The organism is Pseudomonas sp. PP3 (genome assembly GCF_905336995.1).
Classification (GTDB): domain Bacteria; phylum Pseudomonadota; class Gammaproteobacteria; order Pseudomonadales; family Pseudomonadaceae; genus Aquipseudomonas; species Aquipseudomonas reinekei.
Map to the genome: position 1 here is coordinate 5,333,220 of NZ_HG995459.1, position 13,452 is coordinate 5,346,671.

Below are 13,452 nucleotides of genomic sequence, written 5' to 3' on the forward strand. Positions count from 1 at the left end.
CCTCTTGAACCTTGGCGACTGAACGACCGGCAACAGGTCGACAATCCGAAAACTCTCCAAAGTCATAGTAAAAAGAGATGCTTGTCTTGATCAGAGCAAGTTCGTATAGAATCAAACGAACTTTACTGCCGGAGAGACCAGTAAAATGCAGGCTCAGCGCGCAGTGATCGCCGCTATCGAGTTCCAGCCGGGTGTACCGCTGGTGCAGCAGATCGTCGATCAATTGACCGTAGCGATCAGCCAGGGCGGCCTGCCCCACGGCTCCAGGCTGCCGCCGATTCGCGAACTCTCCGACTTGATGCACGTGGGCAAATCCACGGTGGTCGACGCCCTCGACCGCTTGCGGGCCAAAGGCCTGGTGGTTTCACGTCAGGGTTCGGGGCACTACGTGCACCGCTCCAGCAGCACCCTGCCGGCCAACGCCGGGCCGGACCTGCTGCCGCAAGACACTCTTAGCGTGGTCCGCCGCGCCGTGTTGCTGGACAACGGCGCACTGCGTCCGGGGGCCGGTTTTCTGCCCTCCTCATGGCTGCCCGCCGAAGAATTGCTCAAAGCCGTGCGCGGCACACTTCGCGCGACCACCCTGCGCATGGGCGAATACGGTAACGCCAGCGGTTACCTGCCACTGCGCCAGGCCTTGCGGGTGAAGATGGCGACCCTGGGCATCGAGGCGCCGGTGGAGCAGATCATCACCACCGCCAACACCGTCCAGGCCATCGACATGCTGATGCGCCTGCTGGTCAAACCCGGCGACACGGTGCTGCTCGATGACCCGTGTTATTTCACCATGCACACCAATCTGGCCTGGCACGGGGCGAAGGTCATCACCATTCGCCGCGATTGCGACGGCATGGACCTCGACGCGTTCGAGCAACTGCTGATCGCCCACCGCCCCGTGCTGTACATGACCAACAACGCCCTGCACAACCCGACCGGGCACTCGTTCACTTCGGCGCAGGTTTATCGCCTGCTCGAGTTGAGCCATCGCTACAATTTCCACATCCTCGAAGACGACCTGTACTGCGACATGCAGCAACGCCGAACGCCGCGCCTGGCCGCGAGCGGGCTGGACACGGTGTCTTACGTCTCCGGATTCTCCAAGACCCTGACCGCCAACAGCCGCGTCAGCTTCGCGGTGTTGTCGCCGCAACTGGCGGCACGCATGGTGACCCTGAAAATGGCCTGCGGCGGCATGACCTCGGAAATGGCCGAGCAGATCATCTGCACCATGCTCAGCGACGGCAGCTATGCCAAACACATGCGCCGCACCGTGGACCGGCTCTATGAGTCGAACAGCCGGGTGGCGGCGTGGCTGGGCGAAGCCGGGTGTTCGGTGTCTTCGCTGCCAGGGGAAGGGTTGTACATCTGGACGCGATTGCCCGATGAATACAACGCCGAAACCCTGGCCATCAAGGGTCTGGAAATCGACCTGGTATTGGCGCCGGGCACCTTGCTCAGCAAAGGGCCGGATGGCAATCGGTTCCTGCGTTTCAACGTGGCGCACAGTGATCATGTGCAGGTGCGGGAGCGTTTTTTCCGGTTGCTGGACAAACCACACAAATAACTGACAACCCCCTATCCCTGTGGGAGCGAGCCTGCTCGCTCCCACAGGATTTGCGGCACCCAATCCGATCCCGGCCAGCACAAGAATTGGGCCTCGCATTTTTTGCAGGACATGAGCAAAGCCATCATCGACGACGTGGTGAAGGTGCTCGACGCACCGTGTAACAACCGCCCGTAAATGAAAAAGCCCCGCTCTTCTCTCGAAGGCGGGGCTTTTCAGGTGTTCGCTGACTCAATCAAACCACTGCCAGTCGATCCACCATATCCGGGAACTTCTCCACCAGCCTGATCAACAAGGCAGCCTGAGCGTTGGGCTTTGACTTTTCCTGCTCCCAGTTTCTCAAGGTGCTGGGGCTGGTTCGAATACGTTTGGCAAAAACCGCTTGAGACATGTGCAGCTTTTCCCGTAGCGCAACGATTTCTTGCGCCCCGACTTCAGGAGCCGGAATGTCCTCGATGGACGTATTGCGCAGCGTAATTTTGCCTTCGCGTTGAGCCGCCATCTCATCAACGCCCTGCATCAATTCTGCAAACAGGTCGCGTTTTTTCATGGGGTACCTCGTTTTTTTAGCTCTGTTTCTATCGCTTTCTTGAGCGCCTTTTCTTGGTCGGCGGTCAAATTCTGAAGCTCATCCTTGTCATAAATTGCAAACATCCAGAACTGACCATCATTCATAAGCCAATAATAGATAACTCGCAAGCCACCTCGTCTGCCTTTACCTCGGCGTCCATCCGCCCATCGAAGCTTTCGAAAGCCACCGGTTCGAGGCATGACATCCCCCGCTTGCGGGTTCATCTGCATGTACGATTGCAGCGCACGATACTCATTGTCCGTCAGGTAATTTCCAACGGCGGCAGTGAAGGTGGTTGTTTCGAAGAATACGGTTCGCATCGGCCAACTATAGGCAAATTGCTTATAGTCACGCAATCTACAAATCAATTTCCTGACCAACCACCCTAGCGATTAGCCCCAACAAAAAGCCCCGCTCTTCTCTCGAAGGCGGGGCTTTTCGGTGCAGCTTTGAAGCTTAAGGCGCGTACGTCAGCAACAGCTCGGCCGGCACTTTGAAGTCCAGGGACATCATCACGCTCAAGGCGGTAATGGTGAAGATCGAGAACACGAACAGCTTGCGTGCCCAGACCGTGTCATCCACTGCCTTGTAGCCGGTCCAGGCCATGTACAACCAGTACATGCCCATGGCCGCGGCCACGGCGAGGTAGCTCATGCCGGCGTAGCCGCTGAAGGTCAGCATCAAGGTCGCCACGAGGAAGGCCAGGATGTAGAGCAGGATGTGCTTCTTGGCCACTTGAATCCCGCGCTTCACTGGCAGCACCGGAATCGATGCGGCCAGGTAATCGTTGAAGCGGAAGATCGCGATGGCGTAGGAGTGCGGCATCTGCCACAGGCTGAACATCACCAGCAGGGTCAGTGCGGCCATGTCGAAGGTGTTGCTCACCGCGACATAACCGATCACCGGCGGCATGGCGCCCGACAGACTGCCCACCAGCGTGCCGTGAACCGACTTGCGCTTGAGGTACAGGCTGTAGAAGCCGACGTAGATCACGAAGCCGATCACGGCGAACAAAGCGGCCAACGGGTTGGCCACTTTGTACAACAACGCAACGCCGAGAACACCCAGGACGGTCGCATAGATCAGGGCCAGTTTCAGGGAGATGAGGCCCTGGACCAGCACCCGGTTCTTGGTGCGTTCCATCTTGATGTCGATGTCGCGGTCGATGCAGTTGTTGAACACGCAACCGGAGGCGACGACCAGGGAAGTGCCGATCATGGCGGCCAGAAACACGGCCAGATCGACATGCCCTTTCGAGGCCAGGAAGAACCCGCCTGCCACAGAAAGCACGTTACCGAAAATGATCCCCGGTTTGGTGATTTGGATAAAGTGCTTGAGCGACATCGGGTCTACCTCACTTCGCCATCATGTACGTGTGGATGCTGAACATGATCCACAGCGACAGGCCAACCAGCAGCACGATCACGATGGCCGTAAAGACGAAAGCGATCACGTTGTTACGCTGAGCGATGGAACGGTCCAGGTGCAGGAAGTAATACAGGTGAACGATCACCTGGATCACTGCGAACAACAGAACGATTGCCAGCGTGGTGGCCTTCGGCAGGCTCGGGTACATCACCAGACCGAACGGGATGACGGTCAGGATCACCGACAGGATGAAGCCGATGGCGTACGACTTTACGCTGCCGTGGCCAGCATCATGGCTGTCATGGGAGTGTGCATTAGCCATTACAGGGTCCCCATCAGATAGACAACGGTGAAGACGCAGATCCAGACCACGTCCAGGAAGTGCCAGAACAGGCTCAGGCAGCTCAGGCGAGTCTTGTTGGTCGACGTCAGGCCCTTTTTCTGCACCTGATACATCATGATCGCCATCCAGATCAGACCGGCCGAAACGTGCAGACCGTGAGTACCGACCAGGGTAAAGAACGCGGACAGGAAGCCTGAACGGCTAGGGCCGTAGCCTTCGGCGATCAAGATATGGAACTCGTTGATCTCCATCGCGATAAAGCCTGCGCCCAACAGGAAGGTCATGCCCAGCCAGGTCAGCACCGCTTTCTTGTTGCCCTTGTACAACGCCAGCATGGCGAAGCCGTAGGTGATCGAACTGAACAACAGCAGAGCGGTTTCGCCCAGCACGTATGGCAGTTCGAAGATGTCGTGGCCCGACGGGCCACCCGCTACGTTGTTAACCAGTACCGCGTATACCGCGAAGATCGACGCAAACAGAATGCAGTCGGTCATCAGGTAGAGCCAGAAACCGTATACGGTCATCTCGCCCGAGTCGTGGTGGTGGTCATCGTGCCCATGGTCACCATGGGCGTGTCCAACATTGGTCACTAAGTTCGACATGGTTTAAGCCTGTTCCAACGAGGTTTCAACACGGGTGGCGGTGGCCGGGATTTTCCCTGCCGCGACCAGACGCTTGTGCTGCTCGGCTTCGATGCGCTCGATCGTTTCAACCGGGACCATATAGCCCTGGTCGTCACGTGCAGCGTGAATCACGAAGTAGACGACAGTGCCTACCAGGCTGGCGATGGCCAGCCACCAGATGTGCCAGATCATGGCAAAACCGAAGACGGTCAACAGCGCGCCCATTACAACGCCAGTGGCGGTGTTGTTCGGCATGTGGATCGGCTCGTACTTGGCCGGACGCTGGTACGCGGTACCGTCTTCCTTGGCTTCGGTGAACGGGTCGATGCAGTCAGCCTTAGGCAGCACAGCGAAGTTGTAGAACGGTGGTGGCGACGAGGTCGACCATTCCAGAGTGTGGGCATTCCACGGGTCACCGTGTTCGCACATGTTTTCTGGCTTGTTGCGGTCACGCACACTGACGTACAGCTGGATCAGTTGGCAGGCGATACCGAAGGCGATCATCACCGCACCGAACATGGCGACGTACAGGTACGGCACCCACTCAGGGTTAGTGGTGGCGTTCAGACGACGGGTCATGCCCATGAAGCCCAGTGCATAGAGCGGCATGAAGGCGACGAAGAAGCCCGAGATCCAGAACCAGAACGCTGCTTTACCCCAGCCTTCGTGCAGCTTGAAGCCGAACGCTTTCGGGAAGTAGAACGCGAAACCTGCGATGTAACCGAATACCGCACCGCCGATGATCACGTTGTGGAAGTGCGCGATCACGAACAGGCTGTTGTGCAGAACGAAGTCAGCACCCGGGATGGCCAGCAGTACGCCGGTCATGCCGCCGATGGCGAAGGTCACCATGAAGCCCAGGGTCCACAGCACCTGGCTGGTGAAACGCAGACGGCCCTGGTAGATGGTGAACAGCCAGTTGAATAGCTTCACGCCCGTCGGGATGGAAATCAGCATCGTCGCCAGACCGAAGAAGGCGTTGACGCTTGCACCCGAACCCATGGTGAAGAAGTGGTGCAGCCAAACCATGAAGCCCAGTACCGAGATCGCGCCCGAGGCGTAGATCATCGAGTGGTGGCCGAACAGTTTCTTGCCGGTGAAGGCGGAGATGACTTCCGAGAAAATGCCGAATGCCGGCAGGATCAGGATGTACACCTCAGGGTGACCCCACGCCCAGAACAGGTTGACGTACATCATTGGATTGCCACCAAGTTCATTGGTGAAAATGTGGAAATCCATGTAACGGTCAAGCGTCAACAGTGCCAGGGTAGCGGTCAGGATCGGGAACGAAGCCACGATCAGGACGTTGGCCCAGGTGCAGGTCCAGGTGAAGATCGGCATGTCCATCAGCTTCATGCCAGGGGTACGCATTTTCAGCACGGTGGCCAGGAAGTTGACCCCCGTCAGCGTCGTACCTAACCCGGATAGCTGTAGCGCCCAGATGTAGTAATCCATCCCCACGCCAGGACTGTATTGCAGGCCCGACAGCGGCGGATAGGCAACCCAACCGGTCTTGGCAAATTCGCCGACGCCCAGGGACAGGTTGATCAGCACGACGCCGGAAACCAGCAGCCAGAAGCTCAGGGAGTTCAGGAACGGGAAGGCAACGTCACGCGCGCCGATCTGCAGCGGCACTGCAAGGTTCATCAGGCCGGTGAAGAATGGCATCGCCATGAAGATGATCATGATCACACCGTGAGCGGTGAAGATCTGGTCATAGTGTTCAGGTGGCAGGTAGCCAGGCGAACCCTCGGTGGCCATGGCCAGCTGGGTACGCATCATGATGGCGTCGGCAAAGCCGCGCAGCAGCATGACCATGGCGACGATGATGTACATCACGCCGATTTTCTTGTGGTCGACCGACGTCAGCCACTCGGTCCACAGGTAGGTCCACTTCTTGAAGTAGGTGATTGCAGCGAACAGTGCCAGACCGCCGAGCGCGATCATGGCGATGGTCACCATTACGATCGGCTCGTGGAACGGGACCGCTTCCCAACTTAATTTACCAAACATCGTTTACTCCTCTGCCCCGGCAGCTGAATGCGAGTTCATGTCCGTAGCGGCCACTTCTTTCTCTTTCTTCTCGTGCTTCACCTTAGGGCCCGGTTTCATGCCTTCGTACTTGTCGACGATGATCTGGAACAGGTTCGGCGTCACCGAGGAGTAGAGCTCGACTGGGTTGTTCTGGCTCTGCTTGGAAAGGGCTGCGTATTCAGCTTGTTCAAGCTGTTTAGGTGCCTTTTTGACTTCACTTACCCAGGCGTCGAAATCTTCCTGGGAAGTTGCGATAGCCTTGAATTTCATACCGGTGAAACCGGCACCGCTGTAGTTGGCGGAGATGCCTTCCATTTCAGCGTTGCGGTCAGCGATCAGGTGCAGCTTGGTCTGCATGCCCGCCATCGCGTAGATCTGGCCACCCAGGCCCGGGATGAAGAACGAGTTCATCACGGCGTCGGAGGTGATCTTGAAGTTGATTGGCGTGTGCGCCGGGAACACGATCTTGTTGACCGTGGCAATGCCTTGTTCCGGGTAGATGAACAGCCACTTCCAGTCCAGCGCGACCACTTCGATGGTCACCGGCTTTACGTCGGATTCGATCGGACGGTATGGGTCCAGCTCGTGGGTCGACTTGTAGGTGATGTAACCCAGGGCAATGATGATCAACACCGGAACAGTCCACACCGCGATCTCGATCTTGGTGGAGTGGTTCCACTTAGGCGTGTAGGTCGCCTTGGTGTTGGAGGCGCGGTATTTCCAGGCGAACAGGAAGGTCATGACGATGACCGGAACCACGACCAACAGCATCAGCAGCGTCGCGGTGATGATCAGGTTTTTCTGTTCCAGGCCAACCTGGCCCGTGGGATTGAGCAAGGTCATGTTGCAGCCTCCCAGCAACAACGTGCCGAGCAGCGGCAATAAGCCTAGTAGTCTGGGGTACCTGTTTTTACTCATCTCACGACCTCTAAAGCAGCTTGCGCAATGCAGTTGGGTTTTGATCGCCAACACTTCACCCTGCCAAGGGTTGGCATTTTCTTTGGATTGAATAAGGGCTGCCCGTCGAGCGTCAGACGCGTTTCGACAAATCCTGGGCCAGCGGTGAGTTCTTATTCGAATTCGTGGTCAAAGGCCTTGTTACAGACCAATTCCATTTGGTGCGGATAGTTGGAGGCACCGACACCTGGGAGTCGCATGAAGCCGCCCGGCCTCTCGACACCCTGATTCTGCTCAAACACCTGGTAAGGGTGAGCAGCGCCGGGAATTCAGTGCGGGCGATTGTAGTTATGTAGCGTTTTTTAAACCATGTCTCATCCCGAAATAATTTATATCCCGAGTCGCAACAATGCTTCGCCGAATGCGTAAAAGCGGCGCATCTTATCGAAATTAATTCTCAACAAAAACACCAAAAAATGTAGGTCTACCACACGCAATTCAGACAGTATCAATGCCTTGGCGACGACTCTCCACCTGGCGCCAGCCCCCATATGACAAGGGCTCTGGCAAATCGCCAGACCTTGTTAAAACTGCCTGCTTCAGACGGGTAAGGTGCAAAGTCGACATACCGCGAAACAGTCCAATTCCATTGCAACATCGCTTGCCAATCCGCGGCCTTGAGCGCCGCTGCGCCACTCAAGATGTGACAACATGTCGCACACGTGTCGCACCTCTGGTTGCCGCCCGTCAGGGTCTTTTCAGCTGACCTTTGAAAACACAAAAACGCCCTGGCCCTCTCTGTGAGGACCGGGGCGTTTTTTGTTCTACAAAACCATGTGACGGCGAATCTCAGTGCAGCGCTTTGCGGTTACGCAGGGTCAGCAGCGGCACCAGAATCACCACCAGCACAAAGGCCACCAAGGCCCACTGCGCCAGCGACAAACCGAGAATCGGCGGGTACGGCGTGGAGCAGAAACCGTCGACCTGGAAGCCCAGCGGGAAGATCTTCGCCAGCGGCAAGCCGTCAACAATCGGCTGCAACACGTCGATGCCACAGCTGACGGCCGGGTAGAACTGCGTATAGACGTGATGCCCCGCGACGCCGACGCCGGCCAGGGCGCAAATCACCACCAGGGTTTCAAAAATCGTGATGCTGCGACGGTTGCGCATGGCCGCGCCGATAAAGGCGAAGATGGCGATCAACAGCAACGCGTAACGCTGCAGGATGCACAGCGGGCATGGCGCCTCGCCCAGTACGATTTGCATGTACAGCGCGCCGCCGATCAGCGCCAGGCAGATGATGCCCAGCAACACCAGAAAGCGCCGTTCACGGCCCAACCGCATTGTTTCCTCGCTCATCGCGTTTCCCTTCAAGGTATCGAATGCCCGCCAGTCTACACGCTGGGCGCGTGCCGGGGGATGTCGGGGGAATAGACGATAAGCGGGTTAAGAAGGGATTAACTTTTGAAGATTTCAAGAAATGAAACCGAGGTGAAGCCATCGCGAGCAAGCTCGCTCCCACAGGGTTTGCTTGCGATGCGGACCCTGTGGGAGCGAGCTTGCTCGCGATAAAGGCGCCGCGGTGAGCGTGACTCTCCGCGGCAAACCGGTTACTCCAGCGCCGCAGCCGGGCCGAAGAACTCATAGCGGCTTTGCTTCTCCGGCACACCCAAGGCTTTGAGGTGACGCTTGATCGCTGCCATGAAGCCTTTCGGCCCGAGGAAATAAGCATCCACGTCGCGCTCTTGCGGCAGCCATTCGCCCAGTTGCTCCTGGCTCAACAGCCCGACCTTGTGCGCCGCCGGGCTCACGCCGTCATCTTCGGCATAGCAGTAGAAGCGCTTGAGCTGCGGATGACGCTCGGCCAATCCATCGATCCAGTCGCGGAAGGCGTGAACGCTGCCGTTGCGCGCGCAGTGGATGAAGTGCACTGGCCGTTCGGTCTGCAGCGCCGCTTCGAGCATCGCCAGGGTCGGGGTGATGCCGACACCGCCGCTGATCAGCACCAGCGGTTTTTCACTGGCGGTCAGTGTGAACTCGCCCGATGGCGGGAACAACTCGATGGTCGACCCCACGTGCAGTTGATCATGCAGGAAGTTGGAGGCGCGACCACCGGCCTCGCGCTTGACGCTGATACGGTACTGGCCTTTGTTCGCCAGGGCCGACAGCGAGTAGTTGCGACGGATTTCTTCGCCATCGAGGATCAGTTTCATGCCGATGTACTGACCCGGTTCAGCCGCCAGAATCAAACCTTTGTCCACCGGTTCGAAGTAGAACGAGGTGATTTCCGCGCTTTCTTCGATCTTGGCCGCGACGATGAATGCCCGCGCCCCGCGCCAGCCGCCCGGTGCCTGTTCTTTCTGGTCATAGATGCTGGTTTCAGCGCCGATCAGGATGTCCGCCAGCTGACCGTAAGCCGCGCCCCACGCGGCGATCACTTCCGGTGTGGCGATTTCTTCGCCGAGCACTTCGGCGATCGCGCGCAGCAGGCAGGTGCCTACAATCGGGTAGTGCTCCGGGAGAATCTGCAGGGCCACGTGCTTGTTGATGATCTTCGCCACCAGGTCGCCCAACTGGTCGAGCTGGTCGATGTGGCGTGCGTACATCAGCACACCGTTGGCCAGTGCACGCGGCTGGTCACCCGTGGCCTGGTGGGCCTGGTTGAACAGCGGGCGAACTTGCGGGTACTCGGACAGCATCATGCGGTAGAAGTGAGTGATCAGGGCTTCGCCACCGCTTTCCAGCAGCGGCACAGTGGATTTAACGATGGCACGGTCTTGGACGCTAAGCATAAAGTGACTCCTGAGCAACGAGGGTTTCTTAACTATTGCCCTATGCTTATCAGGTTCCGTGCCAACAATTAAAACCATATAAATCAGCAACTTAAAAACAAGATAGTCATAACGACACAGCCTGCCTTATAGTCACACCGACTACATGGAGTCACTATGACTGCGAAATCTTTGCTCACTGCCCTACTGCCCCTGGTCTCGGACCTGTCTCGCGAACTGCCGGAAGGCGAGCGCTATCGACGCCTGCTCGAAGCCATGCGCGCCCTTCTGCCCTGCGATGCCGCTGCCTTGCTGCGCCTCGACGGCGAATGGCTGGTGCCGCTGGCCGTCGACGGCTTGAGCACCGACACCCTCGGCCGACGCTTCAAGGTCAGCGAACACCCGCGCTTCGAAGCGTTGCTCAGCAGCCCCGGCCCCACCCGCTTTGCCGCCGACAGCGACATGCCCGATCCGTACGACGGCTTGGTCGATGGCCTCGATGAACATCTGGAAGTCCATGATTGCATGGGTTGCCCGTTGCTTATCGACGAGCGGCCATGGGGCTTGCTGACCCTCGACGCCCTCGACCCGGAGCAGTTCGAACCGATCGAGCTGGACGCCCTCGAAGCATTCGCCAGCCTCGCCGCCGCGACGGTCAACGCCGTCGAGCGCATCGAACGCCTGAACAATCGCGTCGAAGATGAACACCAGCGCGCCGAGGTTTACCGTCAGGCCAGCGGCCAGCAGAACCGCGAAATGATCGGCCAGAGCAAAGCGCTCAAACGGCTGGTGGAGGAAATCAATCTGGTGGGCGGTAGCGACCTGACGGTGCTGATCACCGGGGAAACCGGGGTTGGCAAGGAGCTGGTGGCACAGGCCATCCATGCCGCCTCCCCGCGCGCCGACAAGCCGATCATCAGCCTCAACTGCGCCGCGCTGCCCGATACACTGGTGGAAAGTGAGTTGTTCGGCCACGTGCGCGGCGCCTTCACCGGGGCGATGAATGATCGACGGGGCAAGTTCGAGCTGGCCAATGGCGGCACGTTGTTTCTCGATGAAGTCGGTGAGCTGTCGTTAACGGTACAGGCCAAACTGCTGCGAGTGTTGCAAAGCGGCCAGTTGCAGCGCCTGGGCTCGGACAAGGAACATCAGGTCGACGTACGACTGATCGCCGCGACCAACCGCGACCTGGCCGAAGAAGTGCGCAGCGGCCGCTATCGCGCCGATTTCTATCACCGCCTCAGTGTTTATCCTTTATTAGTGCCGGCATTGCGTGACCGTGGCCGCGATGTGCTGCTGCTCAGCGGTTACTTTCTGGAGCAGAACCGTTCGCGCATGGGCCTCAACAGCCTGCGCCTCAACAGCGATGCCCAAGCCGCGTTGCTCGCCTACGACTGGCCCGGCAACGTGCGGGAACTGGAACACCTGATCGGCCGCAGCGCGTTGAAGGCCCTGGGTAACTGCAAGGAGCGGCCAAAGATTCTCAGCTTGAGCGCGGCTGATCTGGACCTGCCCAACGGCAGCATCGAAGCCCCCACCGAGCAACCTGCCGCCGCCGCGATGGCGTTGGTGACGGGTGATTTGCGCGAGGCGACAGAGAATTATCAGCGCCAGTTGATCGGCGCATGCCTGGAGCGGCACAACAACAATTGGGCCAGTGCCGCCCGTGAGCTAGGCTTGGATCGGGCGAATCTTGGGCGCATGGCCAAAAGGTTGGGCATGAAGTAACCCCATTGTGGCGACCAATTGACTGGCGGCCGGCAATTAACCTAAAGCCTGCCCCCGACAAGTCGATAACCCGGCATCGATAGCTGTTGGCGATCCTCGCGGTCGCCCGTCACCTTTTTCCACAGAAGGTTCTTATGTCCTCCACCAAAGCCCGCGCAGATTCACTTTCGCTTCTGCTGTTTACCTTGCGCAGCGGCAAGTTGATGGCGATCAACCTGCTCAAAGTCAGCGAGATCATTCCCTGCCCGCCGCTGACCAAGCTGCCGGAGTCTCACCCGCACGTGAAGGGTATCGCCACCTTGCGCGGTGCATCGCTGTCGGTGATCGACCTCAGCCGCGCCATCGGCGAACGTCCGCTGCAAGATCCGAACGGTGGTTGCCTGATCGTCACCGATGTCAGCCGTTCCAAGCAGGGCCTGCACGTTCAGGCGGTGAGCAAGATCGTCCATTGCCTGACCACTGACATCCGCCCGCCGCCCTTCGGCTCTGGCGGCGGGCGCTCGTACATCACCGGGGTGACCTCGGTCGACGGCACGCTGGTGCAGGTGCTGGACATCGAAAAAGTCATCCACGGCATCGCCCCGGTGCAGATCGAACAGGCGCCGACCGAGCTCAGCATGGAAGACGCCGAAGTATTGGGCAGCGCGCGGATTCTGGTGGTCGATGACAGCCAGGTCGCCCTGCAACAATCGGTGCACACCCTGCGCAACCTCGGCCTGCAATGCCACACCGCACGCAGCGCCAAGGAAGCCATCGATTGCCTGCTGGACCTGCAAGGCACCGCGCAGCAGATCAACCTGATTGTCTCCGACATCGAAATGTCCGAGATGGACGGCTACGCCTTCACCCGCACCCTGCGCGAAACCCCGGACTTCGCGCACCTCTACGTGCTGCTGCACACCTCGCTGGACAGTGCGATGAACAGCGAAAAGGCGCGATTGGCCGGAGCGAACGCGGTGCTGACCAAGTTCTCCTCGCCGGAACTGACCAAGTGCCTGATCGACGCGGCCAAGGCTGTGGCCGAACAGGGTCACTGAGGTTTGGCCGAGGACTATTGCTGGTTGATGCGGCGCGACCTCGTCGAGGTTGTGCCCGCCTTCGACTGGCCCGCAGACATTCAATTGCGCGACTACCATCCCGAGCTGGCCGAAGCGGTGCATCGTTTGATGGATCTGGGCTACCGCGACGGCGGTGGTCGGGTGCCCGCGCTGATGCCTTGGCAGCAGCGGTTCGAAACCGACCCCGAATACGATCCCGCGCTGTGCTTCGTTGCACTGGATAGCGAAGGCGTGGTTGCCGTGTGCCAGTGCTGGACCAGCGCCTACATCAAGAATCTGGTGGTGCACCCACGGGCGCAACGACGAGGGCTGGGGCGCTTACTGTTGCTGCATGCCTTCAAGGTGTTTCAGCAAAGACACGAGGGTTTTGTGGATTTGAAAGTGCTGGAAGACAACCGGCGGGCGCGGCGACTGTATGAAAGTGTCGGGATGTTCGAGGTCCGCCGGGAACCGGTTCCGCTCTGACATACTCACACCTTGGCCTTCAACTGCCCA

At 58.8% G+C, this 13,452-nt stretch carries 13 protein-coding genes and 1 pseudogene; 5 read left to right on the plus strand and 9 right to left on the minus strand.

Annotated features, from left to right (window positions below; translation table 11 throughout):
* The first annotated feature begins 145 nt into the window (after nt 1-145).
* Complete coding sequence (locus KHO07_RS24240; protein WP_150731894.1) at nt 146-1,564, plus strand: PLP-dependent aminotransferase family protein; 1,419 nt, start codon at nt 146-148, stop codon at nt 1,562-1,564.
* A gap of 75 nt (nt 1,565-1,639) precedes the next feature.
* Nucleotides 1,640-1,741 (plus strand): annotated as a pseudogene (locus KHO07_RS24245) (DUF3077 domain-containing protein); the annotation flags it as partial.
* 58 nt (nt 1,742-1,799) lie between these two features.
* Here the strand turns inward: KHO07_RS24245 and KHO07_RS24250 are convergent.
* The 9 genes from KHO07_RS24250 to hmpA all read right to left on the minus strand — a co-directional run bounded on the left by KHO07_RS24250 (nt 1,800) and on the right by hmpA (nt 10,192).
* The gene (locus tag KHO07_RS24250; protein ID WP_075946541.1) at nt 1,800-2,114 is read right to left on the minus strand and encodes a helix-turn-helix domain-containing protein; all 315 of its coding nucleotides are present in this window, start codon (nt 2,112-2,114) and stop codon (nt 1,800-1,802) included.
* The gene (locus KHO07_RS24255) at nt 2,111-2,455 is read right to left on the minus strand and encodes a toxin (protein ID WP_212627685.1); all 345 of its coding nucleotides are present in this window, start codon (nt 2,453-2,455) and stop codon (nt 2,111-2,113) included. Before KHO07_RS24255 ends, KHO07_RS24250 begins: the two co-directional genes overlap by 4 nt.
* Before the next feature lie 136 nt (nt 2,456-2,591).
* Entirely contained in the window at nt 2,592-3,479 is an 888-nt protein-coding gene (cyoE, locus tag KHO07_RS24260) for a heme o synthase (RefSeq protein ID WP_150703705.1), read from the minus strand.
* Between the two features lie 10 nt (nt 3,480-3,489).
* A complete protein-coding gene (cyoD, locus tag KHO07_RS24265) occupies nt 3,490-3,825 on the minus strand; it encodes a cytochrome o ubiquinol oxidase subunit IV (protein ID WP_007916940.1) in 336 nt (111 codons plus the stop codon).
* A complete protein-coding gene (locus KHO07_RS24270; protein WP_046820450.1) occupies nt 3,825-4,448 on the minus strand; it encodes a cytochrome o ubiquinol oxidase subunit III in 624 nt (207 codons plus the stop codon). Before KHO07_RS24270 ends, cyoD begins: the two co-directional genes overlap by 1 nt.
* A 3-nt stretch (nt 4,449-4,451) precedes the next feature.
* Entirely contained in the window at nt 4,452-6,482 is a 2,031-nt protein-coding gene (gene cyoB, locus KHO07_RS24275) for a cytochrome o ubiquinol oxidase subunit I (RefSeq protein ID WP_150731893.1), read from the minus strand.
* Between the two features lie 3 nt (nt 6,483-6,485).
* The gene (gene cyoA / locus KHO07_RS24280; RefSeq protein ID WP_150731892.1) at nt 6,486-7,421 is read right to left on the minus strand and encodes a ubiquinol oxidase subunit II; all 936 of its coding nucleotides are present in this window, start codon (nt 7,419-7,421) and stop codon (nt 6,486-6,488) included.
* Nucleotides 7,422-8,249: 828 nt separating this feature from the next.
* Nucleotides 8,250-8,759: a disulfide bond formation protein B gene (locus KHO07_RS24285; RefSeq protein WP_150731891.1), complete on the minus strand. Its 510-nt coding sequence runs from the start codon at nt 8,757-8,759 to the stop codon at nt 8,250-8,252.
* A 251-nt stretch (nt 8,760-9,010) separates the two neighbouring features.
* Nucleotides 9,011-10,192: an NO-inducible flavohemoprotein gene (gene hmpA, locus KHO07_RS24290; protein WP_212625756.1), complete on the minus strand. Its 1,182-nt coding sequence runs from the start codon at nt 10,190-10,192 to the stop codon at nt 9,011-9,013.
* Between the two features lie 156 nt (nt 10,193-10,348).
* Here hmpA and norR point away from each other — a divergent pair, with 156 nt between their 5' ends.
* The 3 genes from norR to KHO07_RS24305 all read left to right on the plus strand — a co-directional run bounded on the left by norR (nt 10,349) and on the right by KHO07_RS24305 (nt 13,422).
* On the plus strand, nt 10,349-11,899 hold the full coding sequence (gene norR / locus KHO07_RS24295; RefSeq protein WP_150731889.1) for a nitric oxide reductase transcriptional regulator NorR: 1,551 nt from the start codon (nt 10,349-10,351) through the stop codon (nt 11,897-11,899).
* A 134-nt stretch (nt 11,900-12,033) separates the two neighbouring features.
* Entirely contained in the window at nt 12,034-12,936 is a 903-nt protein-coding gene (locus KHO07_RS24300) for a chemotaxis protein (protein WP_150731888.1), read from the plus strand.
* Nucleotides 12,937-12,963: 27 nt separating this feature from the next.
* Nucleotides 12,964-13,422, plus strand: coding sequence for a GNAT family N-acetyltransferase (locus KHO07_RS24305; RefSeq protein ID WP_212627686.1), 459 nt, complete (start codon nt 12,964-12,966; stop codon nt 13,420-13,422).
* Nucleotides 13,423-13,452 lie beyond the last annotated feature (30 nt).